27 protein-coding genes are annotated in these 24492 nt (G+C 69.6%); 15 read left to right on the top strand and 12 right to left on the bottom strand.

The window, feature by feature from the left end:
* Window positions 1-148: 148 nt before the first annotated feature.
* The gene (locus G6N58_RS21115; RefSeq protein ID WP_068916549.1) at window positions 149-364 is read left to right on the top strand and encodes a hypothetical protein; all 216 of its coding nucleotides are present in this window, start codon (window positions 149-151) and stop codon (window positions 362-364) included.
* Here G6N58_RS21115 and G6N58_RS21110 read toward each other — a convergent pair whose 3' ends face one another.
* The 3 genes from G6N58_RS21110 to G6N58_RS21100 are packed head-to-tail and all read right to left on the bottom strand — an operon-like array spanning window position 365 to window position 4369.
* Complete coding sequence (locus tag G6N58_RS21110; RefSeq protein ID WP_115281369.1) at window positions 365-1846, bottom strand: aminotransferase class I/II-fold pyridoxal phosphate-dependent enzyme; 1482 nt, start codon at window positions 1844-1846, stop codon at window positions 365-367.
* Window positions 1818-3194 (bottom strand): NtaA/DmoA family FMN-dependent monooxygenase, encoded by a 1377-nt coding sequence (locus tag G6N58_RS21105; RefSeq protein ID WP_115277407.1) that lies wholly within the window; start codon window positions 3192-3194, stop codon window positions 1818-1820. The genes G6N58_RS21110 and G6N58_RS21105 overlap by 29 nt, the downstream gene beginning before the upstream one ends.
* Window positions 3191-4369 carry an LLM class flavin-dependent oxidoreductase gene (locus G6N58_RS21100; RefSeq protein ID WP_115277408.1) on the bottom strand — a complete coding sequence of 393 codons (1179 nt, stop codon included), beginning with the start codon at window positions 4367-4369 and terminating at the stop codon, window positions 3191-3193. Before G6N58_RS21100 ends, G6N58_RS21105 begins: the two co-directional genes overlap by 4 nt.
* A 145-nt stretch (window positions 4370-4514) precedes the next feature.
* Here G6N58_RS21100 and G6N58_RS21095 point away from each other — a divergent pair, with 145 nt between their 5' ends.
* Both G6N58_RS21095 and G6N58_RS21090 read left to right on the top strand, forming a co-directional pair.
* Window positions 4515-4763 (top strand): hypothetical protein, encoded by a 249-nt coding sequence (locus tag G6N58_RS21095; RefSeq protein WP_115277409.1) that lies wholly within the window; start codon window positions 4515-4517, stop codon window positions 4761-4763.
* Complete coding sequence (locus tag G6N58_RS21090) at window positions 4760-5251, top strand: SRPBCC family protein (RefSeq protein WP_115277410.1); 492 nt, start codon at window positions 4760-4762, stop codon at window positions 5249-5251. Before G6N58_RS21095 ends, G6N58_RS21090 begins: the two co-directional genes overlap by 4 nt.
* Before the next feature lies 1 nt (window position 5252).
* On the opposite strand, the gene G6N58_RS21085 is transcribed toward G6N58_RS21090, so the two are convergent.
* The gene (locus tag G6N58_RS21085; RefSeq protein ID WP_068916544.1) at window positions 5253-5822 is read right to left on the bottom strand and encodes a hypothetical protein; all 570 of its coding nucleotides are present in this window, start codon (window positions 5820-5822) and stop codon (window positions 5253-5255) included.
* 337 nt (window positions 5823-6159) lie between these two features.
* Entirely contained in the window at window positions 6160-6294 is a 135-nt protein-coding gene (locus G6N58_RS31075) for a hypothetical protein (protein WP_264037820.1), read from the bottom strand.
* Between the two features lie 132 nt (window positions 6295-6426).
* On the opposite strand from G6N58_RS31075, the gene G6N58_RS30575 reads away from it, so the two are divergent.
* From G6N58_RS30575 to G6N58_RS21065, 5 genes are read left to right on the top strand one after another with little or no spacing between them, the layout of a single operon-like run.
* Window positions 6427-7134: a Clp protease N-terminal domain-containing protein gene (locus G6N58_RS30575; RefSeq protein ID WP_115277411.1), complete on the top strand. Its 708-nt coding sequence runs from the start codon at window positions 6427-6429 to the stop codon at window positions 7132-7134.
* A gap of 6 nt (window positions 7135-7140) precedes the next feature.
* Entirely contained in the window at window positions 7141-7668 is a 528-nt protein-coding gene (locus G6N58_RS30570; RefSeq protein WP_115277412.1) for a methylated-DNA--[protein]-cysteine S-methyltransferase, read from the top strand.
* Between the two features lie 8 nt (window positions 7669-7676).
* Complete coding sequence (locus G6N58_RS21075) at window positions 7677-8099, top strand: TIGR03618 family F420-dependent PPOX class oxidoreductase (protein WP_115277413.1); 423 nt, start codon at window positions 7677-7679, stop codon at window positions 8097-8099.
* A 42-nt stretch (window positions 8100-8141) separates the two neighbouring features.
* Window positions 8142-8648 carry a hypothetical protein gene (locus G6N58_RS21070; RefSeq protein ID WP_115277414.1) on the top strand — a complete coding sequence of 169 codons (507 nt, stop codon included), beginning with the start codon at window positions 8142-8144 and terminating at the stop codon, window positions 8646-8648.
* On the top strand, window positions 8636-9190 hold the full coding sequence (locus G6N58_RS21065; RefSeq protein WP_115277415.1) for a GNAT family N-acetyltransferase: 555 nt from the start codon (window positions 8636-8638) through the stop codon (window positions 9188-9190). The genes G6N58_RS21070 and G6N58_RS21065 overlap by 13 nt, the downstream gene beginning before the upstream one ends.
* Here the strand turns inward: G6N58_RS21065 and zapE are convergent.
* Window positions 9187-10281, bottom strand: coding sequence for a cell division protein ZapE (gene zapE / locus G6N58_RS21060; RefSeq protein ID WP_083230686.1), 1095 nt, complete (start codon window positions 10279-10281; stop codon window positions 9187-9189). The two genes, G6N58_RS21065 and zapE, sit on opposite strands and share 4 nt — an antisense overlap.
* Here zapE and G6N58_RS21055 point away from each other — a divergent pair.
* The 4 genes from G6N58_RS21055 to msrB are packed head-to-tail and all read left to right on the top strand — an operon-like array spanning window position 10280 to window position 14385.
* Window positions 10280-11050 (top strand): pyrimidine reductase family protein, encoded by a 771-nt coding sequence (locus G6N58_RS21055; RefSeq protein WP_115277416.1) that lies wholly within the window; start codon window positions 10280-10282, stop codon window positions 11048-11050. The two genes, zapE and G6N58_RS21055, sit on opposite strands and share 2 nt — an antisense overlap.
* Window positions 11051-11081: 31 nt before the next feature.
* The gene (locus tag G6N58_RS21050; RefSeq protein WP_115277417.1) at window positions 11082-12641 is read left to right on the top strand and encodes an alpha/beta hydrolase; all 1560 of its coding nucleotides are present in this window, start codon (window positions 11082-11084) and stop codon (window positions 12639-12641) included.
* A gap of 20 nt (window positions 12642-12661) precedes the next feature.
* Complete coding sequence (gene aftC / locus G6N58_RS21045) at window positions 12662-13960, top strand: arabinofuranan 3-O-arabinosyltransferase (RefSeq protein WP_115277418.1); 1299 nt, start codon at window positions 12662-12664, stop codon at window positions 13958-13960.
* Window positions 13957-14385 carry a peptide-methionine (R)-S-oxide reductase MsrB gene (gene msrB / locus G6N58_RS21040; protein ID WP_115277419.1) on the top strand — a complete coding sequence of 143 codons (429 nt, stop codon included), beginning with the start codon at window positions 13957-13959 and terminating at the stop codon, window positions 14383-14385. The genes aftC and msrB overlap by 4 nt, the downstream gene beginning before the upstream one ends.
* 4 nt (window positions 14386-14389) lie before the next feature.
* Here msrB and G6N58_RS21035 read toward each other — a convergent pair whose 3' ends face one another.
* The 5 genes from G6N58_RS21035 to hemE form a co-directional block, all read right to left on the bottom strand.
* Entirely contained in the window at window positions 14390-15442 is a 1053-nt protein-coding gene (locus tag G6N58_RS21035; RefSeq protein WP_115277420.1) for a glycosyltransferase, read from the bottom strand.
* Window positions 15443-15554: 112 nt separating this feature from the next.
* Complete coding sequence (locus G6N58_RS21030; RefSeq protein ID WP_147289289.1) at window positions 15555-17876, bottom strand: putative bifunctional diguanylate cyclase/phosphodiesterase; 2322 nt, start codon at window positions 17874-17876, stop codon at window positions 15555-15557.
* Between the two features lie 116 nt (window positions 17877-17992).
* Window positions 17993-18688 (bottom strand): hydrogen peroxide-dependent heme synthase, encoded by a 696-nt coding sequence (gene hemQ / locus G6N58_RS21025; protein ID WP_115277422.1) that lies wholly within the window; start codon window positions 18686-18688, stop codon window positions 17993-17995.
* Window positions 18689-18717: 29 nt separating this feature from the next.
* A complete protein-coding gene (locus G6N58_RS21020) occupies window positions 18718-20058 on the bottom strand; it encodes a protoporphyrinogen oxidase (protein WP_115277423.1) in 1341 nt (446 codons plus the stop codon).
* Complete coding sequence (gene hemE, locus G6N58_RS21015; protein ID WP_163908309.1) at window positions 20055-21104, bottom strand: uroporphyrinogen decarboxylase; 1050 nt, start codon at window positions 21102-21104, stop codon at window positions 20055-20057. The genes G6N58_RS21020 and hemE overlap by 4 nt, the downstream gene beginning before the upstream one ends.
* A gap of 146 nt (window positions 21105-21250) precedes the next feature.
* Here hemE and G6N58_RS21010 point away from each other — a divergent pair, with 146 nt between their 5' ends.
* Genes G6N58_RS21010 through G6N58_RS21000 form a run of 3 tightly spaced genes read left to right on the top strand, consistent with a single transcriptional unit; the run spans window position 21251 to window position 23581 of the window.
* A complete protein-coding gene (locus tag G6N58_RS21010) occupies window positions 21251-21787 on the top strand; it encodes a DUF3000 domain-containing protein (protein ID WP_232068129.1) in 537 nt (178 codons plus the stop codon).
* Window position 21788: 1 nt separating this feature from the next.
* A complete protein-coding gene (locus tag G6N58_RS21005; protein ID WP_115277426.1) occupies window positions 21789-23069 on the top strand; it encodes a ribonuclease D in 1281 nt (426 codons plus the stop codon).
* An 11-nt stretch (window positions 23070-23080) separates the two neighbouring features.
* On the top strand, window positions 23081-23581 hold the full coding sequence (locus tag G6N58_RS21000; protein WP_115277427.1) for a phosphate-starvation-inducible PsiE family protein: 501 nt from the start codon (window positions 23081-23083) through the stop codon (window positions 23579-23581).
* A gap of 7 nt (window positions 23582-23588) precedes the next feature.
* On the opposite strand, the gene G6N58_RS20995 is transcribed toward G6N58_RS21000, so the two are convergent.
* The gene (locus G6N58_RS20995) at window positions 23589-24485 is read right to left on the bottom strand and encodes an alpha/beta fold hydrolase (protein ID WP_115277428.1); all 897 of its coding nucleotides are present in this window, start codon (window positions 24483-24485) and stop codon (window positions 23589-23591) included.
* Window positions 24486-24492 lie beyond the last annotated feature (7 nt).

Below are 24492 nucleotides of genomic sequence, written 5' to 3'. Positions count from 1 at the left end.
TGCGGGCCGACCTCGCCGCCCCGGCGTCCCTGTAGCGACGGCTCACGCAAACCGACGGCAAGGTCAAAGCGCTTGCCCAGCCTCCCCTCAGCCTTTTGTCGGTGCCTGGTGCCAGAGTGACAGAAGGTAACTACGGAAGGACCCCGACATGCCTCTCAGTTCACTCGCGGAGACCGGCAATGTGCCCGACAGCTGGCGTTCCCTGTCCAACCGTCTGACCGACGCCCAGATCCGACACCTGGCCGCCATGGAGCGCCACCCCGCCTACTCCCACCGTCCGCGACTGGTGTTGCTGGAGGCACTGGAGTACATCCACCCCGGCTGGGCGGCCGACTACATGGCCGGGAGGGCCGTCACGGGCTGATCAGGCCACCACGCGGAACGTCTCCAGCGTCGTGTCCGCCGGATCCGGCACCACCATGCCCGCCGCCAGCCCCGACCGCAGATAGTCGATCACCGGCTGGGTGAGCCGCTCCCCCGGCACCACCACCGGGATTCCGGGCGGGTAGGGCGTGATCTGCTCGGCGGCGATCCGCCCGGCCGCCGAGTCCGCCGCGACATTCTCGGTGGCGCCGAAGAACGCATCCCGCGGCAGCGCTACCGACTCCAGTTCGATCTCCTGCGGTGCCAACAGCCGGATCTGCGGCGGTTTCTCGAAACTCTGCGACACGGTGGCCCAATCGTGCAGCGCCGTCACCAGCCGCTCGGCGGTCTCCTCGTCGTCGGCGAACGACACGGTGGCCAGGATGCGGCCGTGATCGGACATCCCGACATCCAGTCCACGCTGGGCGCGCAGCCAATCGCCGGCCTGATAGCCCGAGGTGCCGGTCTCCGACACGTCGATCAACACCTGCAGCCGGTCGAGGTCATGGGACGCCTGCGCCCCCAGCAGCTGCTCCTCAAGCACGGTGGCGCCCTCGATCTCGTCGATCGCGCCGCGCACCTGCCTGGCCAACCCGAGCGCAGAGCCCAGCAGATCGTGGCCGTGCTGCACCATCTGACGGCGCCAACCGTCGAGGGCGGAGTACACCAGCACGTTGGGACTGGTGGTCATCAGCAGGTCGGCGCAGGCAGAGAGCCGGTCGCGGTGCACCAGGTCACCCTGGACGTGGAACACCGAACCCTGCTCGAAGCCTGCGCCCATCTTGTGCACGCTCACCACGCAGACGTCGGCCCCGGCATCCATCGCCCAGGTCGGCAGGTCCTCGTGGAACGGCAGGTGAGCGCCCCAGGCCTCGTCGATGATCAGCGGCTTGCCGCGCCGGTGACACACCTCGGCGATGCCGGCGATGTCCGCGCAGGTGCCGTAGGGGCTGGGGCTGACGATCAGTGCCCCCGCCGCGTCCGGGTGCCGCTGCCAGGCCTCGTCCACCTGTTCCGGGGACGGCGGATGGGAGATGTGGTGGCGGGCATCCCACTGCGGATTCACCCAGTGCGGCTGCAGACCGGAGAAGATGAGTCCCGCCACCACGGACTTGTGGCTGTCGCGGCTCAGCAGCAGGCCGCCGTCGTGGCCGGCCACCGCCATCATCGCCGCCTTCACCGACAGCGAGCTGCCGCAGGTGGAGAAGAACGCCGCGTCGGCGCCCACCGCGGCGGCCATCAAGTGTTCTGCGCGTGCGAGGAATCCGTTGCTGGACCGGCGGTCGTCCACACCGCTGCCGGCCAGCAGGTCATTGCGGAACGCGTCGCGGCCCAGCACGTCGATCACCCGCGGGTCGACTCCCCGGCCCTGTCGATGCCCGGGCGGGGTGAACCCGTAGCGCCGGCGTCGGTGGTAGTCGGCCACGGCGTCCAGCAGCGGAGTCCGGTCCTGATCAGAATGCGACTCCGGCGAGTTGGTCATGACCGCCCGGGTACCCCAGCCCCAGGTGATCACGCAGTGTCGTCCCGGTGTACTCGGTCCGGAAGACGCCACGCTCCTGCAGCAGCGGCACCACGGAGTCGACAAACGGATCCAACCCGCCGGGCGTCACGTGCGGCACCAGGATGAACCCGTCACTGGCGTCGGCCTGCACCAACTCGTTGATGGACTCGGCCACCGTCGCCGGCGACCCGATGAAGTTCTGCCGCCCGGTCACCTCGACGATCAACTCACGGGTGGTCAGGTTCTGGGCCTGCGCCTTGGCGCGCCACTCGTGGGCCGTGGCGACGGGATCGCGGTACATCCGCACACTGGCCCGGCCCCGGGAGATGGTGTTCTCCCCGGGGATGGGATCGACCGTGGGCAGCGGGCCGTCCGGATCATGGTCGGACAGATCACGGTTCCACAGCTGCTCGAGGAACTTGATGGCCGTGGCCGGCGAGACCTGCGCCAGCCGGACCTGCTGGGCCAGCTCGGCGGCCTCGGCGTCGGTGTCACCCAACACGAACGTCGCTGCCGGCAGGATCAACAGCTGGTCGTGGCGGCGACCGTACGCGGCCAGGCGACCCTTGACGTCGGCATAGAACTGCTGGCCCTCCTGCAAGGTGCCGTACCGGGAGAAGATGGCATCGGCTGCGGCCGCGGCGAATTCGCGACCGCGGTCGGAATCACCGGCCTGGAAGATCACCGGGCGACCCTGCGGGCTGCGCGGCACGTTGAAACGACCGCTGATGTCGAAGTGCGCGTCGGCGTAGGCAAACGACCCCGCATCGGCGTCGGCCAGGAACACTCCCCGCTCCTTGTCGGCCACCACCTCGTCCCCGCGCCAGGAGTCGAACAGGGTGTGCGCGGCCGCCAGAAAGCTCTCGGCCCGCTCGTAGCGCTGGTTCTCCGGCAGGTAGCCGCCGCGGCGGAAGTTCTCGCCGGTGAACGCGTCCCAGGAGGTCACCACGTTCCACGCTGCCCGCCCCCCGGACAGGTGATCCAGCGACGCGAATTGCCGTGCCACTTCATACGGTTCGTTGAACGTCGAGTTGATGGTGCCGGTCAGCCCGAGGTGTTCGGTCACCGCGGCCAGGGCAGCCAGCACCGTGAAGGTGTCGGGCCGGCCCACCACGTCCAGATCGTAGATCTGGCCGCCCTGCTCGCGCAGCCGCAACCCCTCGGCCAGGAACATGAAGTCGAACTTGCCGCGCTCGGCGCTGCGGGCGAACTGCACGAAGGACCGGAAGTCGATGTGACTGCCGGAGGACGGATCACTCCACACCGTGGTGTTGTTCACCCCCGGGAAGTGGGCGGCCAGGTGAATCTGCTTGAGCGGCTTGCTCATCGGGGCTCCTGCGACGCGGCGTATCGGTTGGCGGGCCGGCCCAATCCCAGCGAATCCCGCAGAGTCGCACCGGGATAGCTGTCGCGGAACAACCCGCGCCGCTGCAGCTGCGGCACCAGCTCGCCGGTGATCTGCACCAGGTCGTGCGGCAGCGTCGCCGGGCGCAGCCGGAAACCGTGCGCGCCCGCGGCGTGCCAGGCCGCCACCAGGTCGGCAAGCTCCCCCGGCGTGCCCACGAAAACCTCGGCGTCGCTGACATACTCGGCGCCCACCACATCCTCGAGGGCACGGCGGCGTGCAATTGCGGCTTCGGCGGTGTCGCCCAGGAACACCACCAGATCGGCGAACACCCGGACCGGGTCGAGATCCGGGGGCCGCAGCTGGGCCAGGCGGGCGGCCGTGGCGGCCAGCTCGCCGGCATCGTGGGGAGTGATGAAGGCGACGTCGGCCCCGGTTGCCGCCAGCCGGAAGGCCGGTTCGGCGTGCGCCAGGGCCGCCACGATCGGCTGGCCCTGAAGTGGCCGCGGGGTGATGGACGGTCCCTTGACCGAGAACCACCGGCCGTCGAAATCGATGTAGTGCAGCTTGTCCCGATCGATGAACCGCCCGGTGCTGACGTCGCGGATCTCGGCGTCGTCCTCCCAGCTGTCCCAGAGCCGGCGCAGCACCTCGATGTAGTCGCCGGCCTCCTCCAGCAGCAACTCGCGTTGAACCTCCCTGCGGCCGAAGTGCGCGGCGGCGGCCGCGCTGGGCGCCACCTGCACCCGCACTCCGGCCCGCCCGGTGCTCACGTAGTCCAGGGTGCCGATGGCCTTGGAGGCGTGGAATGGCTCGGTGTGGGTGGCGATCACGGTGGGGACCAGGCCGATGTGGCGGGTCAGCGGCGCCACCCGGGCGGCGATCAGTACGGCATCGAGGCGACCGCGCACCCGGTCGGTGGGCACCGGGCCTTCGGTCTGCAGCGTCAGACCGTCCTCGATGGTGGCGAAGTCCAGCAGTCCGCGTTCTGCTTCGGCCACCAGGTCTGCCCAGTAGCGGGCGGTGAACAGTTCCGCCGGGCGCGCTTCGGGTCGACGCCAGGCGGCCGGGTGCCAGCCCGCACCGTCCAAGGCCACAGCGAGGTTGAGCACGGTGGGTTCTCCCCTTCGTTCGCGTCTTCCGGGCAACACCGGCATGGGCGCGGCGCATTCCGGCGGTCTTCAGTCTGGCTACCGAGCTGCTGGGTGGCCAGGGATGAAAGCACCGTGATGCCAATGCGGGTTTGAAGGCGGGCGATTCAGGGAAATTCGAACTCCGTCGTTCTACTCGGGAGGCTTTGCAGTGACGCAGACTTTGGGCCTGTTGTACCTCGTCGGCGCGCTGATCACCGCGGCCATCACTTTTGCGTTGGCCGCACGGTGGCGTGATTCGCGCCAGCCTGCTGCCCATCCCGCATGCGCGAGCCTGGCTGCGGGTGTGCTGTGGCCGGTGGTGCTGGTGGGAGCGGTCCAGATGGGCGCAATCGCCCTGCTGACCAGGACCATCCGTGAGCCTTTCGACACCGCCGAGCACTACGCGCTGGCCCGATGACCGATCGGATCGAGGTGCAGCGGCGGATAGCCGCTCCGGCCGCCGAGATCTTCGCCCTGCTGTGTGATCCGCAGGGCCATGTCGCCATCGACTCATCCGGCATGCTGCAGGGCGCCTCGGGTGAGCGGGCCCAGCAGGTGGGCGATGAGTTCGTGGTCCACATGGATCGAGAGTCGCTCAACGACTTCCCAGAATTGGGCCGCTATGACGTGACCGTACAGATCACCGAGTTCGAGCAGGATGCCCTGATCGCCTGGACCATCCTGGGCAGGGTCCGGCCGCAGATCGGACACGTCTACGGCTACCGGCTGGAACCCGACGACGTGGAACCGGACAACGCCACTGTGGTCACGTCGTTCTACGACTGGTCCACGATCGAGCAATCCTGGCGCGACGCAGGCATCTTCCCGGTGATCTCCGAACTTGCGCTGCGCGCGACGCTCGGCATCCTGGACCGCACGGTGCGACGGGGTTACCCCCGCGGCTGACTCAGATGCAGGGCTTGAAGAACGGGGTGATCTGCGGTCCGCACTGCAACGGGATGATGCGCTTGGGCGGCGGGATCTTGGTCAGGTCCGGCAGCTGAGGCGGCGGCAGCTGCTGCAGGGCAGCGCCGACTCCATCGAGGTTGGGCGCGGGCAATCCGGCGACGGCCGCGCCGGTGCCGGCACCCACCACTCCGTTGACGATGGGGGTGAGATCCGGCCACAGGTTGACCCCGACGCCGATGCCGGGCAGCCCCAGCTCCGGCGAGATCTGGACCGGGACGTCATCGATCAGTGAGGTCTGGACCAGCGGTTCCTGCAGCGCGGGCGCTGGCATCCGGGCCAGGTTCTCGGCCGGGGTGAGATTCGGGTTGAAGCCCCACTCGTTCTTGGGCTCGTTGTCAGCGGGCGCGGGCGCAGGCTCGGCCTCGCACGACACCGTGCCACCGCCGATACCGCCGCCGGTCGGGTGGGCGTAGCCGCCACCTCCGTCGACGCCGCATTCGGCATGGCTGATCGCCGGGGTGACGATGGTCGCCAGGCCCAGCGGGGCAGCAGACAACGCCGCACCCATCAGCAAAACGGTTGCACTCCGTCGCCTGCGACGTGCCATTACCACTCCCAAAGTCTGTCTGCGTGCTGTTAGCCGCACTTAGCTTAAGGCATCACCAGGACCGTCGACGACCTTCGGCGAACTGCGGGTGCTGACGCCACCACCGAAAATGCACGTCCCGACCCGGCAAACGGCACACACCCCGCCCGTCGAGCACACCTGCGCTCGCCCCACCGATGGTCGCCCCAGCGCCGCAGGCGCGGCAGAATCGGTGGTGGCAGCGCGGCGACGGCGCCGGGGGCCGGTTGCGCAGTAGATGGCGGCAGGCCGCTCAGCAACGCCGGGCGGCTCAGCAGCCCTACGTCGTCAGATCTGCCGCGACGGCGTGGCCGGCCGGCCACTGCGACCCGGCCACTTCTGAGGAAAGGGGCGCCATCACGAGGCTGCCCAGGAACAATCCGAGTGCTGCGAGTCCGAGGACGATGGGACGCATGGATGTGTCTCCGCTCTGCGTAAACCCTGCTGGATGCCTTTGAGTGTGACAGAAGTTACTCGTGTGACTTGTGTGACACGCCGACGTCAACTCGAGGTTGACCAAACCATGCCGTCAACTTACAGTTGACGCATGGCTACTTCGCCCGCGCAGAACGTCGTCAGCCTCGACACGCTGATCCGAACCATCACGACCGTGCACACCGACGCCCTCGACCAACTCACCGACGCAGTGCTGGCCGCCGAGCACCTGGGCGACGTGGCCGATCATCTGATCGGGCACTTCGTCGATCAGGCCCGCCGCTCCGGGGCCTCCTGGACCGAGATCGGCGCCAGCATGGGCGTCACCAAGCAGGCCGCGCAGAAACGGTTCGTCCCCCGCGGCGACACCATCGATCCGAACGAGGGATTCACCAGGTTCACCCCGCGCGCCAAGGCCGTGGTGGAGGCCGCCCAGGATCTCGCCCGCGCAGCCGGCAACCCGCACATCACACCCGAGCACCTGATTCTCGGCCTGCTGACCGACACCGACGCGCTGGCCACCCGGCTGCTGCTGGCCCAGCACGTCCACCCCGACGCAGTACGCGCACAGGTCACCCTGCCGGACGGCACCGGTGAGACGCTGGAACTGGTCCCCTTCGATGCCGCCGCCCGCAAGGCCCTGGAGTTGACCTTCCGCGAAGCACTGCGACTGGGGCACAACTACATCGGCACCGAACACCTGCTGTTGGCCCTGCTGGAATCCGAGGACGCCGCCGGTCCCCTGCACCGCGCCGGCATCGACAAGGGCCGGGTGGAGACCGACCTCGTCACCGTGCTGGAATCGCTGTCCAAGAGCTGACGGGTCATGAACATCGACGTCGCCCACCGCACCGTCGACAGCCCGGTGGGTGCCCTGCTGCTGGCCGCCACCGAAGCGGGCCTGGTGCGGGTGGCCTTCGCGGCCGAAGACCACGACGCCGTGCTGGCCACGCTGGCCCAACGGGTCGGTCCGCGTCTCGCGCACTGCCCCGCCCGGCTGGACGCTATCGCGGGACAGCTCGACGAATATTTCGACGGCTCCCGCCGCGACGTCGATGTCCCCGTCGATCTGCGCCTGGCACAGGGGTTCCGGCGCACTGTCGTGCAGCAGCTGCGCGGCATCGGCTACGGCGAACGCCGCAGCTACGCCGAGGTGGCCAGCGCCGTGGGCAGCCCCGGTGCCGTCCGGGCGGTCGGCACCGCCTGTGCGCGCAATCCGCTGCCCGTGGTGATCCCGTGTCACCGCGTGGTGCGTTCCGACGGATCCGCCGGTCGCTACGCCGGTGGCGCGGCCGCCAAGCTTCTGCTGTTGGAGTTCGAAGGCCGGGGAATGAAACCCCCGGCTGCGCCGTAGGACAGGTCATGAAACTCGATGAGTCCGCCCGCGCGCTGATCGGCCGGGGCGCCAACGCCACCCTGGTCACCCTCAATGCCGACGGCAGCCCCCAGGTCAGCGTCGTGTGGGTGGCGCTGCAGCCCGGCGAGCACGACGACGAGCTGGTGGTCGCACACCTGAGCGACAGTTACCGCAAGGTGCGCAACGTCCGCCGCGACCCCCGGGTGGCACTGACGGTGGTGGCCGACCCGCACGGACCGACGCTGCGGCAGTACCTCTGGGTGAGCGGAAACGCACGGATTGTCGAGGGCGGCGCCCCCGCGCTCTTGCGCCAGTTGTCCGACGCACTGACCCCCGGATCGGGCTTCCCGCCCGACGACGCCCCCGACGGCTTCCTGACCCGCATCACCGTGGACAAGGTCGGCGGTCTGGGCCCCTGGGCCCAGTAGAGGTCACCAACCTGCTGTGGACACCTGTCCAGGTGTGTCATCATGCGACGCATGCGCCGATGGTTTTCGATCCTGCTCCTCGCGGCAGCCGTCCTGGGTTTCGGCACCGTCACCGCGCCCGCGGCGGGAGCCGCCGACACGGTCATCGGCCGCATGGGCGACACCCTGCGGGTAGAGTTCCTGGGCATCGTCGCCGACGTGACCGTGCTGCCGCCGGTGCCCTCGGAGATCCCGCCCGGTTTCGGCTATCCGCCGCGCTCACCGCGCCAGCAGGTGTGGAAGTCACAGGTGGTGGTGCAGGCCAAGCAGATGCCGGTTCCGTATGCCATGGGTGTGTCGTTCTGGTTCCGGGGCGTCACCCCCACCGGCGATGCCTACGAGCCACGCAACAGCGACGCCCCCGACGCCCTGCAGCATGGACTGCTCAACGCCCCGGCCGGATCGACGGTGACCGGCTGGGTGTACTGGGACTGCTACCGCGACCTGGTGACCAACGTGGTGCTGATCGACAAGAAGACCGGAGTGCGTCTGGCTCAATGGAACATGTGAGCACTCTGCACGTTTCCCGAGCCACCGACACCGACATCACCGACCTCGCCGACGTCGCCGCCCGCACCTTCCCGCTGGCCTGCCCGCCGTCGGCCACGCCCGACAACATCGCAGCCTTCATCGCCGAGAACCTCTCCGCGCCGAAGTTCACCGCCTACCTGTCCGACGCCGACCGCGCGGTGTTCCTGGCCCGCGACGGCGGTGATGCGGTGGGGTACGCCATGGCGATCCGCGGACTGCCCGACGACCCGGATGTCCGTCGCGCGGTGCCCGTGCTGCCCACCGTGGAGCTGTCCAAGATCTACGTGCTGCCCAACAGCCACGGCGGTGCGGCGTCCGCGGCGTTGATGGCCGCGGTGCTGGACTACGCCTGCGCGGCAGGCGCCGCGAGCGTGTGGCTGGGCGTCAATCAGGAAAACCAACGCGCGCAACGCTTTTACAGCAAGCAGGGATTCACCGTCACCGGCACCAAGAGCTTTCACCTGGGCGCGGGCGTCGAGCACGACTACGTGCTGACCCGCCCCCTTCGGCGACCGAGCTAAAGATCCATCCCGGCCGCGGTCAACGCCAGCAGGCGCGACGTCGCACGCAGGTACTTCTTGCGGTAACCGCCGGCCAGCATCTCCTCGCTGAACACCGTGTCCAGCTTCTCCCCGGAGGCCACCACCGGCACCCCGGCGTCGTAGAGCCGGTCGGTCAGCGACACCAGCCGCAGCGCCACGTTCTGGTCGTCCAGTGCGTGCACCCCGGTCAGGAACACCGCCTGCACGTCCTCGATCAGGGTCAGGTACCGCGACGGATGCATGGTCGCCAGGTGCTTGCACAGCCCGTCGAAGTCGTCCAGCGTCGCACCGGAAACCCGGCCCGCGCGCTGGGCCACCTCGGCATCGGACAGCGGCTCGGGGGCCGGCGGCAGACCGCGGTGGCGGTAGTCCGGGCCCTCGATGCGCACCGTGGTGAAGATCTGCGACAGCGCCGCGATCTCACGCAGGAAGTCCTGCGCGGCGAACCGCCCCTCCCCCAGCTGCTCGGGCAGTGTGTTCGACGTCGCGGCGATGGACACCCCGCGCTCCACCAGCTGGCTGAGCATCCGCGACACCAGCGTGGTGTTGCCCGGGTCGTCGAGTTCGAATTCGTCGATGCACACCACGGCGTACTCGCCGAGCAGCTCGATGCACTCCACGAAGCCGAACACCCCGGCCAGCTGGGTGAGCTCACCGAACGTCGCGAACGCCGTCGGTGCCGGCGATTCCTGCGACACCGTGAAGTACGTCGAGGCCAGCAGGTGGGTCTTGCCGACGCCGAACCCGCCGTCGAGGTACACCCCGACACCGGGCAGCACCTCACGCTTGCCGAACATCTTCTTCTTGCCTGCCCGCCGCGCCACGGCCTGCTCGGCGAACTCCCGGCACTTGTCCACCGCCGCGGCCTGCGACGGCTCGGCCGGATCAGGACGGTAGGTCGCGAAGCTGACGTCGGTGAACGTCGGCGGGGGCACCAGCTGGGCCACCAGTCGCTCCGGCGACACCGTGGGATGGCGGTCGACGAGGTGCGCCACGTCCGGGGCCTCCGAAACCGCAGGGGTGGGGGCGTTCATGCAGGCACTGTAGCGACGTGCTGCAATCGACCTCATGGCGCAACCCGACGCTGGGACCCAGCTCACATTGATGACGAGTACCGGCATGGTCGACGATGTCGCACTGCCGGAGCTCTATGCCTACCCCGGTGACCTTCGAAAGTGCTGGGTGCGCGCCAATTTCATCAGTAGCCTCGACGGCGCCTCGGCGGTCGACGGCAACTCGGGCAGTCTGGGTGGGCCCGGTGACCGCGCCCTGTTCGCGGTGATGCGGGAGCTGGCCGACGTGATCGTGGTGGGCGCGGGCACCGTCCGCACCGAGAACTACGGCGGTGCGACGCTGACGGTGGCGCAGCGCCAACAGCGCCAGACGCGCGGCCAGGCCGAGGTGCCGCCCATCGCGATCGTCAGCAACAGCGGTCGGCTGGAGCGTGACATGAAAGTCTTCACCCACAGCGAGGTGCCCCCGCTGGTGCTGACGTCACAGGCGGCCGCCTCCGGCACCCGCGCCCTGTTGGGGGACGCCGCCGAGGTGATTGACTGCTCCGGCGCCGACCGTGATGCGGTGGATGCGGTGGTGCTGCTTGCCGCGCTGGCCGCCCGCGGGCTGACCCGGGTGCTCACCGAGGGCGGCCCCAGCCTGCTGGGCACGTTCATCGCCGAGGACCTGCTCGACGAGCTCTGCCTCACCCTCGCCCCCGCCGTCGTCGGTGGCGACGCGGGGCGCATCGCCCACGGCGCCGGACGGCAGACGTCGATGCAACGTGTGCACGTGCTGGCCGACGACGCGGGTTACCTGTACAGCCGCTACGTCCGGCACGCGTGAACACCGCCGCCGAATCGCTACTGTGGGCGGCATGAGACGGCCTGTTCACCTCACGGGGCTCATCGTGGCGTCCGCACTGCTGGCCGGATGTGCACCGGGCCTGGCCGCCAACCCGCGCTACGCCACCGACGTCTCCCCCGGCGACGGGGGCAGCACGGCACCCACCTCGCAGGCACCGGACGGTCCGCCGCCCATCGCGGCACCGGCCAGCGACCTGCCGTGGCGGCAGTGCACCTCCGAGGTGTTCGCCGACGCCGCCCTGCCCGTGCCGCCCGCCGTCACCCTGGAATGCGCCAGCTACGAGGCCGATCTCGATCCCATCGCCGGGGCCACCGGCACGGTGACCATCGGGGTGGTCCGCGCACGCTCGGTGCGCACCCCCGCCGACGCGGGTCCGCTGGTGTTCACCACTGGCTCGGATCTGCCCACCTCGCAACAACTTCCGGTGTGGCTGTCGCGGGCCGGCGCCGACATCCTGGACAGTCACCCGATCGTCGCCGTCGATCGGCGCGGCATGGGGATGTCCAGCCCGGTGGACTGCCGCGATCTGTTCGACCGCCAGGAGATGCGTGACCAGGCGCAGTTCGAACCCGGGGACGACCCGGTGGCCAACCTGGGCGCCATCACCATGACCGCCACCACCAGCTGCACCGACACCATCGCCCCCGGTGACAGTGCCTACGACAACGCCCACGCCGCCGAGGACCTGGAGCGGCTGCGCAGCATGTGGGACGTGCCGTCGCTGGCGCTGATGGGCATCGGTAACGGTGCCCAGGTGGCGCTGGCCTACGCAGGCGCACATCCGGACAAGGTGTCGCGACTGGTGCTCGACTCGCCGCTGCCGTTGGCCGTGTCGGCCGAAGCAGCCGCCGAACAGCAGGTCCGCGGCCAGCAGGCCGCTCTCGACGCGTTCGCCACCCAGTGCGTGGCCGTCAACTGCGCGCTGGGCCCCGACCCGAAGGCGGCGGTGGACGCCCTGCTGGCCGACGCCGCCCAGGGCCGTGGTCCCGGCGGAGCCGCGGTGTCGCAGCTGGTCACCGCCATCACCACGGCGCTGGCCTTCCCCGACGGTGACCGGGTGACCAGCACCACCAAACTGGCCGACGCGCTGGCCGCAGCCCGCACCGGCGACGACAATCAGCTGACCAGCCTGATGAACCAGGCCGAGTCGCTGCGCGAATCCGACGGGCAGTTCATCAACCGGTGCAGCGACGCGCTGAACCGGCCCACCCCCGACCGGGTACGGGAACTGGTGGTGGCCTGGGGCAAGACCTACCCGCAGTTCGGTGAGGTGGCCGCACTCAACCTGGTGAAGTGCCTGAACTGGCCCAGCGGCAAGGCGCCGGAGGACCCGCAGAACCTGCGCACCGAGGTGTTGTTGCTGGGTGTGCAGAACGACCCGATCGTCGGCGGCGACGGGGTGGCCGCCACCGCCGCGACCATCATCAATGCCGGCGCCGCCAACAGGCGGGTGATGTGGCAGGGCATCGGCCACGGTGCGTCGGTGTACTCGGCGTGCGCCATGGCACCGTTGCTGGAATACCTCACCAGCGGCAAGACTGCGCCCACAGACACCTACTGCCCCGCCTGACCCATGCCCACCCGGGCCCGGTGTACGGTGCGCACGTGACGGCAGTAGACGCGGCACGCACCCGCTTGTTGAATGCATTCCGCCCCCACCGCACGCCTCCCGGCGTGGCCACGGTGCTGCGGTCGATCCTGTGGCCCCTGGCTGTCATGTCGGTGTTCCACCGCAGCTACGTGCTGGCCACCAACGGCTACATCACCGACGATTTCGGGCCGGTGTACCGCGCCGTCGTGAACTTCAAAATGGGCTGGGACATCTACAACGAGAACTTCAACCACGTCGACCCGCACTATCTCTACCCGCCCGGCGGCACCCTGCTGCTGGCCCCGTTCGGTTACCTGCCGGTCGATGCGTCGCGCTACTGGTTCATCGCTCTGAGCACCGTGGCGATCCTGCTGTCGGCGGTGGTGATGCTGAAGATCTTCAAGCTCTCGCTGACGTCGTTTGCGCTGCCCGCGCTGATCCTGGGCATGTTCCTCACCGAGTCGGTCACCAACACCCTGGTCTACACCAACATCAACGGCTGGATCCTGTTCGGCGAGGTGCTGTTCCTGCTGTGGCTGCTCGACGGCCGGCGCAGCCGCGAATGGTTGGCCGGGGCCGCGATCGGGATGACGCTGGTGGTCAAGCCGTCCCTGGCACCGTTGCTGCTGTTGCCGGTGCTCAACCGGCAGTGGCGGGCGCTGGTCGGCGCGTTCGGGGTGCCGCTGGTGTTCAACCTGGCCGCGTGGCCGCTGACCAGCGACCCGATGAGCTGGATCCAGCGCACGGTGCCCTACCTGATGGCAACGCGGGACTACTTCAACTCCGCCATCCTGGGCAACGGCGTCTACTACGGCCTGCCCATGTGGTTGATCGTGCTGCTGCGGATCCTGTTCCTGGCGCTGGCGGTGCTCAGCATGGTGCTGCTGTACCGCTACTACCGCACCCGCGACCCGCTGTTCTGGATGGTGACGTCGTCCGGGGTGCTGCTCACGGCGTCCTACCTGGTGATGTCGCTGGGCCAGGGCTACTACTCGATGATGCTGTTCCCGTTTGTCCTGACCGTGGTGCTGCAGAACTCGGTGATCCGTAACTGGCCCGCGTGGTTGGCGATCTACGGTTTCTTCACCATGGACCGCTTCCTGTTGTGGCACTGGCCCACGACCGGCCGGTTCCTGGAGTACATGAAGATCACCTACGGGTGGTCGCTGATGCTGATCGTGGTGGCCGCCGTGCTGTCCTTCCGGTACCTCGACGCCAAGGCCGACGGCCGCCTCGATGAGGGCATCGATCCGCCGTGGGTGACGCCCCGCCGACAGCGCGATAGCGTGGACGCATGAGTTCCAATTTGTCAGAGCTGCCCAGTCCCAAGGTTGCGCTGACCGACGACGAATGGCGCGCCAAGCTCGACCCGCAGGAGTTCGCTGTGCTCCGCCAGGCGGGCACCGAACCGGCCTTCACCGGCGAGTACACCGACACCAAGACCGAAGGGGTCTACCAGTGTCGGGCCTGCGGCGCCGAATTGTTCCGCAGCACAGAGAAATTCGATTCCCACTGCGGGTGGCCGTCGTTCTTCGACCCGTCGCACTCCGATGCGGTGATCCTGCGTCCTGACGGCTCACACGGCATGCAGCGGGTCGAGGTGCTGTGCGCCTACTGCCACAGCCACCTCGGCCACGTCTTCAGCGGTGAGGGCTACCCCACCCCGACTGACCAGCGTTACTGCATCAACTCGATCTCGCTGAAGCTGGTGCCGACAGCCTGAGCGCTCAGGCGGTCACCGCACGCACCTGGTCCAGCGCCCCGGTGTAGGCACGCAGGGCGTCGGTGGCCACCCGTTCCCACGAGTAACGGGAGCAGGCCCGGTCCCGTCCGGCACCGCCCATCCCGCGGCCGGCAAAGGGTTCGTGCAGCAGTCGGCGCATCGCGTCGACGAACTTCAGTGTCTCGCCCGCCGGCACCAGCCACCCGGTGACGTCGTCGACCACGATGTCCACCAACGCTCCCACCGCGGTGCCGACAACCGGGATCCCGCAGCTCATCGCCCGCAGGGTGGCGAACCCGGTGGGATCGGCGGTGACCGGGCAGCCGTACGCGTCGGCCGACCGCAGCAGGGCCGCCAACTGGTGGCCGTCATCGACCTGCTGCACCGTCAGCCGGTCACCGACACCGGCGGCCTCGGCCATGGTCCGCACGGTCGACCCGGCGGCCTCGGCGTCCACAGGATCGACAGCCACCACCCACTCGGTGTCCGGAATCGCGGTCAGGGTGGTGACCATCATCGCCTGGTCCACCGGAGTGGACGGCGACCACATCGACACCACGCGGTGGCGGGCCGCACCGCCTGGCGCCACCGGTCCCGGCGGGGTGAACAGCGTCCGGTCCACCCCGGCCGGGATCACCGACAGTCGGGACCGGGCGCAGCCCATGTTCAGCAGTTCCAGGAGTTGTGCGGTGTTGCTGGCGGCCATCCAGCCCGCCCGCCGCGCCAGTACCGGAACGAGCTTGCGCACCTCGGCGTTGCGCGGATCGGTTCCCGCGCCGAAGGATTGGACGACGGGGATGCCAGGCCCGTGCGCAGCGGACAGTGCCGCCATACCCGACAACCACGACTGGGCATGCACCACATCGGGAGTACGCAACCCCCACGCCTCACGCAGGCCTGCGGTGTAGGCCGCCAGATCATCCTGCGCTGTGCCCCGCGTGGCGGCGTCGGCGCCGAACACCTCCACCTCATGACCCGCGGCCGTCAGCGCATTGCTCAGCTCGATGGTCGACGCGCGACCGGAATCGGCTTCCGCCAGAACAATTGCCACATGCACGCGCGGCTCCTCTCAGCCAACGCGCCACCCTCTTGACGAAAGCGGCGCAGGGTGTGGCCGGCCGCTCTTTGACCCGCTTGCCAGGTGCACATCGATCGCACCTCGTGACCGCTTACCCAGAAACCGCGTTCTTGAACCTCGGATTCGCGGGCGAGGACAACAGCGCGGTGGTGGCGTCGAGGTCCAGCGGCCGGAAGTAATGATAGCCCTGCCCGATGTCACACCCGAGCTCACGCAGCCGCAGATGGGTGGCCTCATCCTCGATGCCCTCGGCCACCACCCGGGCGCCGAGGATGTGCGCCAGGTCGATCACTGCCCGCACCACGGCCTCGGCCCGGGGATCGACGGTCACCGGCTCGATCATCTGCCGACAGATCTTCATCTCGTCGACCGGGAGCTCACGCATGTAAGACAGTGCGGAGTAGCCGCTGCCGAAGTCGTCGACCGAGATCCGGAACCCGCGCGCCCGTAGGTCGCCCAGTACCGCCGCCGTGCGGCGGAAGTCCTCGAGCACCAGGTCCTCGGTGATCTCGATGGTCAGCAACTCCGCCGGTAGCCCGCGCTCAGCCATCGCCGCGGCCACCGACAGCGGCAACTGGGCATCGGCCAGTGACGGGGCGAAGATGTTGACGGCCACCGGGACCGCGCAGCCACTTCGGTACCAGCCGGCCAGATCGTCGAGCGCTCTGCCCGTCACCAGGTCGGTCAGCGCTGGCATCAACCCGTACTGGCGTACCAGCGGCAGGAACCGGTCCGGGGCGATGACGCCACGCTGCGCGTGCGGCCAGCGAACCAGGGCCTCCAACCCGGCGAGGGCACCGCTGCGCAGATCGATCTGCGGCTGGTACACCACCGAGAGCGCCCCACCCTCGATGGCCCGGCGCAGCTCACCGAGCAGCTGCGCCGCCGGCGGGGTGTCGTCGCCGGCGCGGGCTGGCAGATCGAGATCGGCGGTGTACATCCGCAATCCGCCGCTACCGCCCGCCTTGGCCGCGTTCATGGCCGCCTCCGCGCGCTGCAGCAGTACCTGCGCCGAGATGTCGGCCTCCTGGGCCGCCGCCACCGCCAGACCGATACTCGGCCGGATGGGAACCTCGTGGCCGCCGAGGGTGAACGGGGTGTCGAAGGCCGACAACACCCGGTGCGCCACCGTCCGGGCGCTGTCCACGCTGCCCTCCATCAGCACGGCGAACTCGTCACCTCGCAGCCGGGCCACCGTGTCGCCGGTGCGCAGACACGCCATCAGCCTTTCGGACACCGCGGTCAACAACGTGTCGCCGGCCGGATGCCCCAGGGAGACGTTCACGAGCTTGAAGTGGTCCAGATCCAGGACCAGGACGGTCACGTCAGTGCGTTCGCGTTGGCGCAGGTGCAGGGCGTGCGTCAGCCGGTCCAGCAGCAGCGCCCGGTTGCCCACCCCGGTGAGCGGGTCCCGCAACGCCTCTTCGGTGGCTGCCGCCACCATCCGCCGGTTGTCGCGCATCACCAGGTACTGCCGGATGACCATGCCGCTGACCATCACCACCAAGGCGAACAGCACCGGCGGCAGGCCCGCCACCGAGAACAGCTCCACGGTGCACGCCGCGCACGCCACGACGATGGGCAGATAGGGCAGCCACAACGACGTGGTGGGCGGCAGTGTCGAGGCCAGAGTCTCGCTGCCCGCGGTCGCGCGTACGGCCGCGGCGGCGCCGATCGCCACGATGCCGGCGCCCCACACCACCGCCGCAGGCATGGCCGCCTCGATCTCGCCGCGCGAGGCCAGGAAGACGAACGCAGCACGCGCCAGCGCCATCATCGCGATCCCGCCCGCCAGCAGCACCAGGATCCTGCGGTGTGGGCCTCGCGCGCGGGTCACCACCAGCACCGCCATGGTGAGCACGGCGACCGTGCAGGCCAGATACGTGACGGTCACCAGGGCGGCAGGGTCCTGGCGGCCGTAGTCGAGGTCGCCGATGGCCCGGACCACCAACCAGGCCACGATGAACAGCGCCGTGGCGACCACCACCGCATCCAGCACGGTGCGCAGCCACGAGATGTCCCAGGTGCTCGCCGGGATCATCACCAGCACCGAGTAGGCCGCCACCCAGAACACGACATGGGCGATGTCCCCGGCGACCGGAACGTCGTACTCACCCGGGGAGCTCGCGGCAAAAACCGCTGAGCCCACCGACCAGGCAACCAGCCCCACCGCGATTGCGGCCCAGACCCAGCGCCGACGGTCGTCGGAGGCCTGGGCGGCGGCAACGGCGCACCAGGCGGCGGTGGCCGAGGCCAGCACCAGTCCGAGGTTGAGGGTGGTCCAGAACGCACCGTGCCCGCCGACCACCACCGCGCAGACCACCGCCACGGCCGTCGCGATGGTCACCCCGGCCAGGGCGACCATATGGGGTGCGCGGGTGAGGTTCGACGGGCCTCGCTGCGTGGTCGGCACGTTCAGTCGGTTCCCCCCTCAGCACACGCGGTGCGGTTCAGGCTAGCAAACCACCGAGCTCCGTTGCTGCGATCGCACCGGATCATGGGAGCAAACTCACGCAGACGACGATCGCGTCAGGGCAGGCGCTCGACCAACTGCTCGACAGCCACCCGGGGGCCGGTGAAGAACGGGATCTCCTCCCGCACGTGCCTGCGTGCCTCCGTGGCCCGCAGGTCCCGCATCAGGTCGACGATGCGGTAGAGCTCGGGTGCTTCGAAGGCCAGGATCCACTCGTAGTCGCCGAGCGCGAACGCCGGCACGGTGTTGGCCCGGACGTCCTTGTATCCGCGAGCCGCCATCCCATGGTCGGCAAGCATCTTGCGGCGCTCCTCGTCGGGCAGCAGGTACCAGTCCAGCGACCGGACGAACGGGTACACGCAGACGTAGTTGCCGGGTTCCTCCCCCGCCAGGAACGCCGGGATGTGGCTCTTGTTGAACTCCGCCGGCCGGTGCAGCGCAACACTGCTCCAGACCGGTGTACTGGCGCGACCGAGGGCGGTGGTGCGCCGGAAATCGGAATAGGTGGCCTGCAGGTCCTCGACGCGCTCGGCATGGGTCCAGAACATGTAGTCCGCGTCCGCGCGCAGACCCGCGACGTCGTACACGCCGCGCACCACCACGCCCTTGTCTTCCTGCTGCTTGAGGAACGTGGCGGTCTCGTCGACCACCGACGCCCTGTCCTCACCGAGCTCTCCCTGGTTCACCGCGAACACCGAGAACATCAGGTAGCGGATGGTGGAGTTGAGCGCATCGAAATCCAGGCGTGACATGCCCCTATGGTGCCACCATCAGGATGGCCTCAGCTCGTGAGCTCCACCACCGCCCGGCCCGCGGCAGCCACGCAGGCCGGAACACCGATGCCGTCGAGGAAGTTGCCCGCCACCGCCACTCCCGGCGGCAGCCCGGCCCGGATCTCGGCAACCACCGCGGCGTGGCCGGGTCCGTACTGCGGCATGGCCTCCAGCCACCGGTGCACCAGGGCGTCCTCCGGGTGCACGGTGACCTCGAAGAGGTCGGCCAGGTCGGCCAGCGACCACGCCAGCAGGTCCTCGTCGCTGGTGTCGCGGGCGATGGTGTCACCGAAGCGCCCGAACGACAACCGCAACATCTCGCAATTCCCGCGCCTGCCCCACTTCCGGGTGGACAACGTGATCGCCTTGGCGTGCAACCGTTCTCCGCTGGCCACCAGCACCCCGGAGCGCTGCGGCAGCGGGGTACCACCGGGCACCGCCAACGCCACCACCGCCGAGGAGGCCACTTCGATGCGCGCCGCCGCGGCCGCCGAGCGGGGTGCGATGGACGCCGTCAGCCGGGCGAAGCGGGGCACAGGCAGCGCCAGGACCACACCGTCGGCACGCCACAGTGCGCCCTCGTCGTCACGCAGTACCCACTGCCCGCCGTCGCGGTGCAGGTCCACGACGGCGGTACCCACCCAGTGCGCCCCGCCGCGGGTGGCCAGTTCCCGCAGCAGCACCTCGTAGCCGCCGTCGATCGCGCCGAACACCGGCGCCCCGGTGCTGGGCGGCAGCGCCGAGCGCACTGCCTCGGTGAGGCTGCGGGCGCCGCGGTCCAGCGCGGCAGCCACCGTGGGAACGGCGGCGCGCAGCCCAATGGTCGCCGCCGATCCCGCGTACACCCCCGCCAGCATCGGATCCACCGAGCGGGCCACCACCTGCGCGCCGAAACGGTCCCCGACCAGCGCGGCGACGGTGGGGTCGGCGCCGGGGCGCCAGTCCAGCGGTGTGGTGGGTTCGACGGTCATCCGGCTGACCGTCGCGTCGTCGACCAGACCGGTCACCGAGGCCGCCGAACTCGGCACGCCGTTGACGGTGTCGGCCGGCATGGCGTGCAGGCGGCGCTGTGCGTAGATCAACGGGCGCGCACCGGTGGTGCCGATCTGACGGTTGGCCAGCCCCAGCTCGTCGAGCAGCGCCGGCACCTCCGGCCGACGCACCACGAACGCCTCGGCGCCGACGTCCACCGGCTGGCCGGCCACCCGTTCGGTGCGCAGGATCCCGCCCAGGCGGTCCGCCGGGTCGAAGAGGGTTATCCGGGCGTCGGACCCCACCGCCCGGCGCAACCGGTAGGCGGCGGTCAAACCCGAAATACCGCCGCCCACAACACAATAGGTACCACTCACAACGATTTCACCAGAGCCACCAGGTCGGTGATGATGCCGGGGTCGGTGGGCGGCAGTACGCCGTAGCCGAGGTTGAAGATGTGGGCGGCCGCGCCGGCGGCCACCGCGCGCCGGCCGTCCTCGATCACCGCACGGGTGTGCTGCTGGGCGACCTCCCAGCCGGCCAAGAGCACCACCGGGTCGAGGTTGCCCTGCAGGGCGGTGCCCGGGCGGACCCGGGTGGCGGCGTCGGCCAGCGCGGTGCGCCAGTCCACGCCCACGACCCCCGCGCCCGCCTCGCTCATGGCGCCCAGCAGTTCGGCGGTTCCGACCCCGAAGTGCGTCATCGGCACCCCGGCGTCGGCCAGGGTGGCGAACACCCGCGACGAATGGGGCAGCACATGGGTGCGGTAGTCGCGCAGCGACAAGGTGCCGGCCCACGAGTCGAACACCTGGATGGCGTCGACCCCGGCGGCCAGCTGCACCTGCAGGAAGCCGATGGTGATGTCGGTCAGCGCGGTCATCAGCGCGTGCCAGGTCTGCGGGGCACCGAACATCATCGCCTTGGTCCGCTCGTGATTCTTGCTGGGGCCGCCCTCCACCAGGTAGGAGGCCAGCGTGAACGGCGCCCCGGCGAACCCGATCAGCGGCACCTCGCCCAGGGCCGCCACCAGCAGGGACACTGCGTCGGAGACCGGCGCGACCTGTTGCGGGTCAAGCGGTTTGATGGCGGCCACGTCGGCGTCGGTGCGGATCGGGTGGGCGATCACCGGCCCGACGTCCGGCACGATGTCCAGATCGATGCCCGCACCGCGCAGCGGCACCACGATGTCGGAGAACAAGATGGCGGCGTCCACCTGGTGGCGGCGCACCGGCTGCAGCGTGATCTCGGTGACCAGCTCGGCGTCGAAGCAGGCGTCGAGCATCTTGTGGGTGGCGCGCAGCTGCCGGTATTCCGGCAGCGACCGTCCCGCCTGGCGCATGAACCACACCGGCACCCGGTTCGGCGTGCGGCCGGCAGCGGCGGCCAGATAGGGCGAGGAGGGCAGCTCACGGCGGGTATTCATCGAGCTCCATGCTGCCACTGCTTCCCGCTGTTGCCCAAAGTGGGTTTGCCGAGACGGCGCGCCTGCGCGCGCAGCCGGATCCGGCGGTCTAGCGTCGACGTGTGACTGTGGGTGAGCCTGCCGAATTCCGGGCGGCGGTGGAGGCGATGAGTGTCGCGACCGTGCGGCCGGAGATCGAGCTCGGACCCATCCGCCCGCCGCAGCGGCTGGCGCCGTACAGCTACGCGGTGGGCGCCGAGGTGAAGCATCCCGAGGCCGCGGCGGTGCCGGAGACCTCCGACGGCGACGCCTTCGGCCGGTTGATCCTGCTGCACGACCCGGACGGCTCCGAGGCCTGGGACGGCACGATGCGGTTGGTGGCCTACATCCAGGCCGACCTGGATTCCAGTGAGGCCATCGACCCCCTGCTGCCCGAGGTGGCCTGGAGTTGGCTGGTGGACGCGCTGGAATCGCGCTCCGAGCACGTCACCGCGCTCGGCGGCACGGTCACCGCCACGACATCGGTGCGCTACGGCGACATCTCCGGCCCGCCGAGGGCCCACCAGTTGGAACTGCGGGCGTCGTGGACGGCCACCTCCCCCGACCTCGGCACCCATGTGCAGGCGTTCTGCGAGGTGCTCGAGCATGCGGCGGGCCTGCCACCGGTGGGGGTCACCGACCTGGGCACCCGGTCCCGCGCCTGAGATGACGGACCCGGACCCCACCCCCGAACACCCCGATCCCGAGGACGCGGCACCCGAACCGCTGACCCGGCCCGCCGACGGCGTGCCCGAGGTCGCGGTGACCAAGTACGACATCGCCGCGGCCGCCGAACTACTCGACGGCGGCACCGGTCCGTTCGCGGTGGACGCCGAACGGGCGTCGGGCTTCAAGTACTCCAACCGCGCCTACCTGATCCAGATCCGGCGCGCCGGCGCCGGAACCGTGCTCATCGACCCGGTGAGCCACGGCGGCGACTCGCTGCAGGTGCTGGCGCCGGTGGCCGACGTCCTGCACACCGACGAATGGATACTGCACGCCGCCGATCAGGACCTGCCGTGCCTGGCCGAGGTGGGGATGCGTCCCCCCGCGCTCTACGACACCGAACTGGCCGGCCGCCTGGCGGGATTCGACCGGGTGAACCTGGCTGCCATGGTGGCCCGGTTGCTCGGGCTGGGCCTGGCCAAGGGCCACGGTGCCGCCGACTGGTCCAAACGACCCCTGCCGGACGACTGGCTCAACTACGCCGCACTGGATGTCGAGGTGCTGATCGAACTGCGCCTGGCGGTCGCCGCGGTGCTGGAGGAACAGGGCAAGACCGACTGGGCCGCACAGGAATTCGACCACCTGCGCACCTTCGAGGCATCGCCCACCCGGCGCGACCGCTGGCGGCGCACCTCCGGCATCCACAAGGTCCGCAATCCGCGGGCACTGGCGGCGGTGCGCGAGCTGTGGACGGTGCGCGACGACATCGCCCGGCGCCGCGACATCGCCCCCGGGCGGGTGTTGCCCGACGCGGCGATTGTCGCTGCGGCGCAGGCGGATCCGAAGACCGCCGCAGAGCTCACCGCCCTTCCGGTGTTCGGTGGCCCCAAGCAGCGCAGACACGCGAAGGTGTGGCTGGACGCGCTGCGCGCCGCGCGCGAGAACCCCGAACCGCCGACGTCGAGCGAGCCCACCAACGGCCCGCCGCCGCCCGTGCGGTGGAGCAAACGCAAGCCCGAGGCTGCGGCCCGGCTGGAAGCCGCCCGGGCGGGGTTGGGTGCACTGTCGGAGAAGGTGAACGTGCCCACCGAGAACCTGCTGTCGCCGGAGCTGGTGCGCCGGCTGTGTTGGGACTGGGCGCCGACGCCCGACCCGGCCGCCACCATCGAGGAGTTCCTGCAGGCCGGTGCTGCCCGGCAGTGGCAGCGCGAGCTGACGGTGCCGGTGTTGACGTCCGCCCTTGCGGGCAGCGATGCTTCGCCGAGCGAACCTGCGAGCTGAAGGGCGACAGGGTGGCGGAGAAGGAAGAGACCCACGACGAGAAGGACCGGCAGCGCTTCGCCGACCGGGTGTTGAGCGTCGCCGAGGACGCGGTGTATTGGGCCATCGCGGTGATCCTGGTGGCGGGTTCGGTGGCGCTGCTGGTGGCGCAGGTGCGCACCATGTTCACCCTGCTGGACACCCCCACCAGCAACGTCATGCTGGAGCTGCTCGACGGGGTGTTGCTGATCTTCATCTTCGTCGAGCTGCTCTATGCGGTGCGGACCAGCCTGCGCTCCCACGAGATCGTCGCCGAGCCGTTCCTGATCGTGGGAATCCTGGCCTGTATCAAGGAAATCGTGGTGCAGTCGGTGGAGGCGGCGAAGCTGGTGGGACAGGGACCGGAGTTCGCGCGGACCATCGTGCAGACGGGTGTGTTGGGCGCACTGGTGCTGGTACTGGCCGTGGCCGCGTTCGTGCTGCGGGAGCGGCGGCGCGACGTCACCGCCGATGACGAGGCCACCGGCGACTGACGCGCGATTACCCGTGGCGGTCGACGTGCGCCAGGAAATGGGTGAGCACCTCGTGCGGCGCCTCGATCTGCGGCCAGTGGCCGATGCGCTCGCCGAGCATCACCACATCCGGGTTCGGGATCACCTCCAGATAGCGGTTCGCCATGTGCCGTCCCGAGTTCGGGTCCGCCGGACCGTCGATCAGGCGCATCGGCACCGCCGTCTCCCGCATGGCCCGGACCCAGCGGTTGCGGTGCACGTACCGGTCGTTGATGAAGCGGCCGACGAGGTGGTTGACCCGGCGGCCGTCGTTGTGGTCGAGGATCTGGCCGAACAAGTCGTGCATCCGCGCGGTGGGCTGGGTGTCCGGTCCGAACATCTCGTTGATGGTGCGCACCACGATGCGCCGCGACAGCGGGCTGCCGGTCAGCCGGCTGCCGAGCTCCCCCAGCGGCGTCTGTGACATCAGTTTCTGCACCAGCCGCGGCGTGTATGCCTCGTTGAACAGCCCGCCGTTGAGCCAGGTGATGGTGGCGATGTCCAAGGTGCCGTAGGCCTGCTCGCCGAACACGTTGCGCGCCAGCAACTCCTGGCCCACGGAGTCACCCAGGTCGTGCGCCAGGATGTGCGCGCGGTGCACACCCAGGTGGGCCAGCAGCGCCTCGTGCATGTCGGCGTGATCGGACACCGAGTAGCCGTACGCCACCGGCTTGTCGGAGAACCCCATCCCCATCATGTCCGGCGCGATGACCGTGAAACGCTGCGTCAGCGTCGCCCAGATCGTCGCCCAGTCCCAGCTGTTGAAGGGATAACCGTGGATCAGCAGCAGCGGCGGACCCGTTCCCTGCACCCGGTGGAACACCTTGAAACCCAGGTAATCGAAGAACTGGCCGCCGTCGAGCCAGTCCTGCAGTTCAGCGTCCATGATCGCC

This window comes from Mycolicibacterium tokaiense (genome assembly GCF_010725885.1).
GTDB lineage: Bacteria > Actinomycetota > Actinomycetes > Mycobacteriales > Mycobacteriaceae > Mycobacterium > Mycobacterium tokaiense.
The sequence above is the reverse complement of the archived record's forward strand: the minus strand, read 5'-3'. Positions and strand labels throughout refer to the sequence as shown.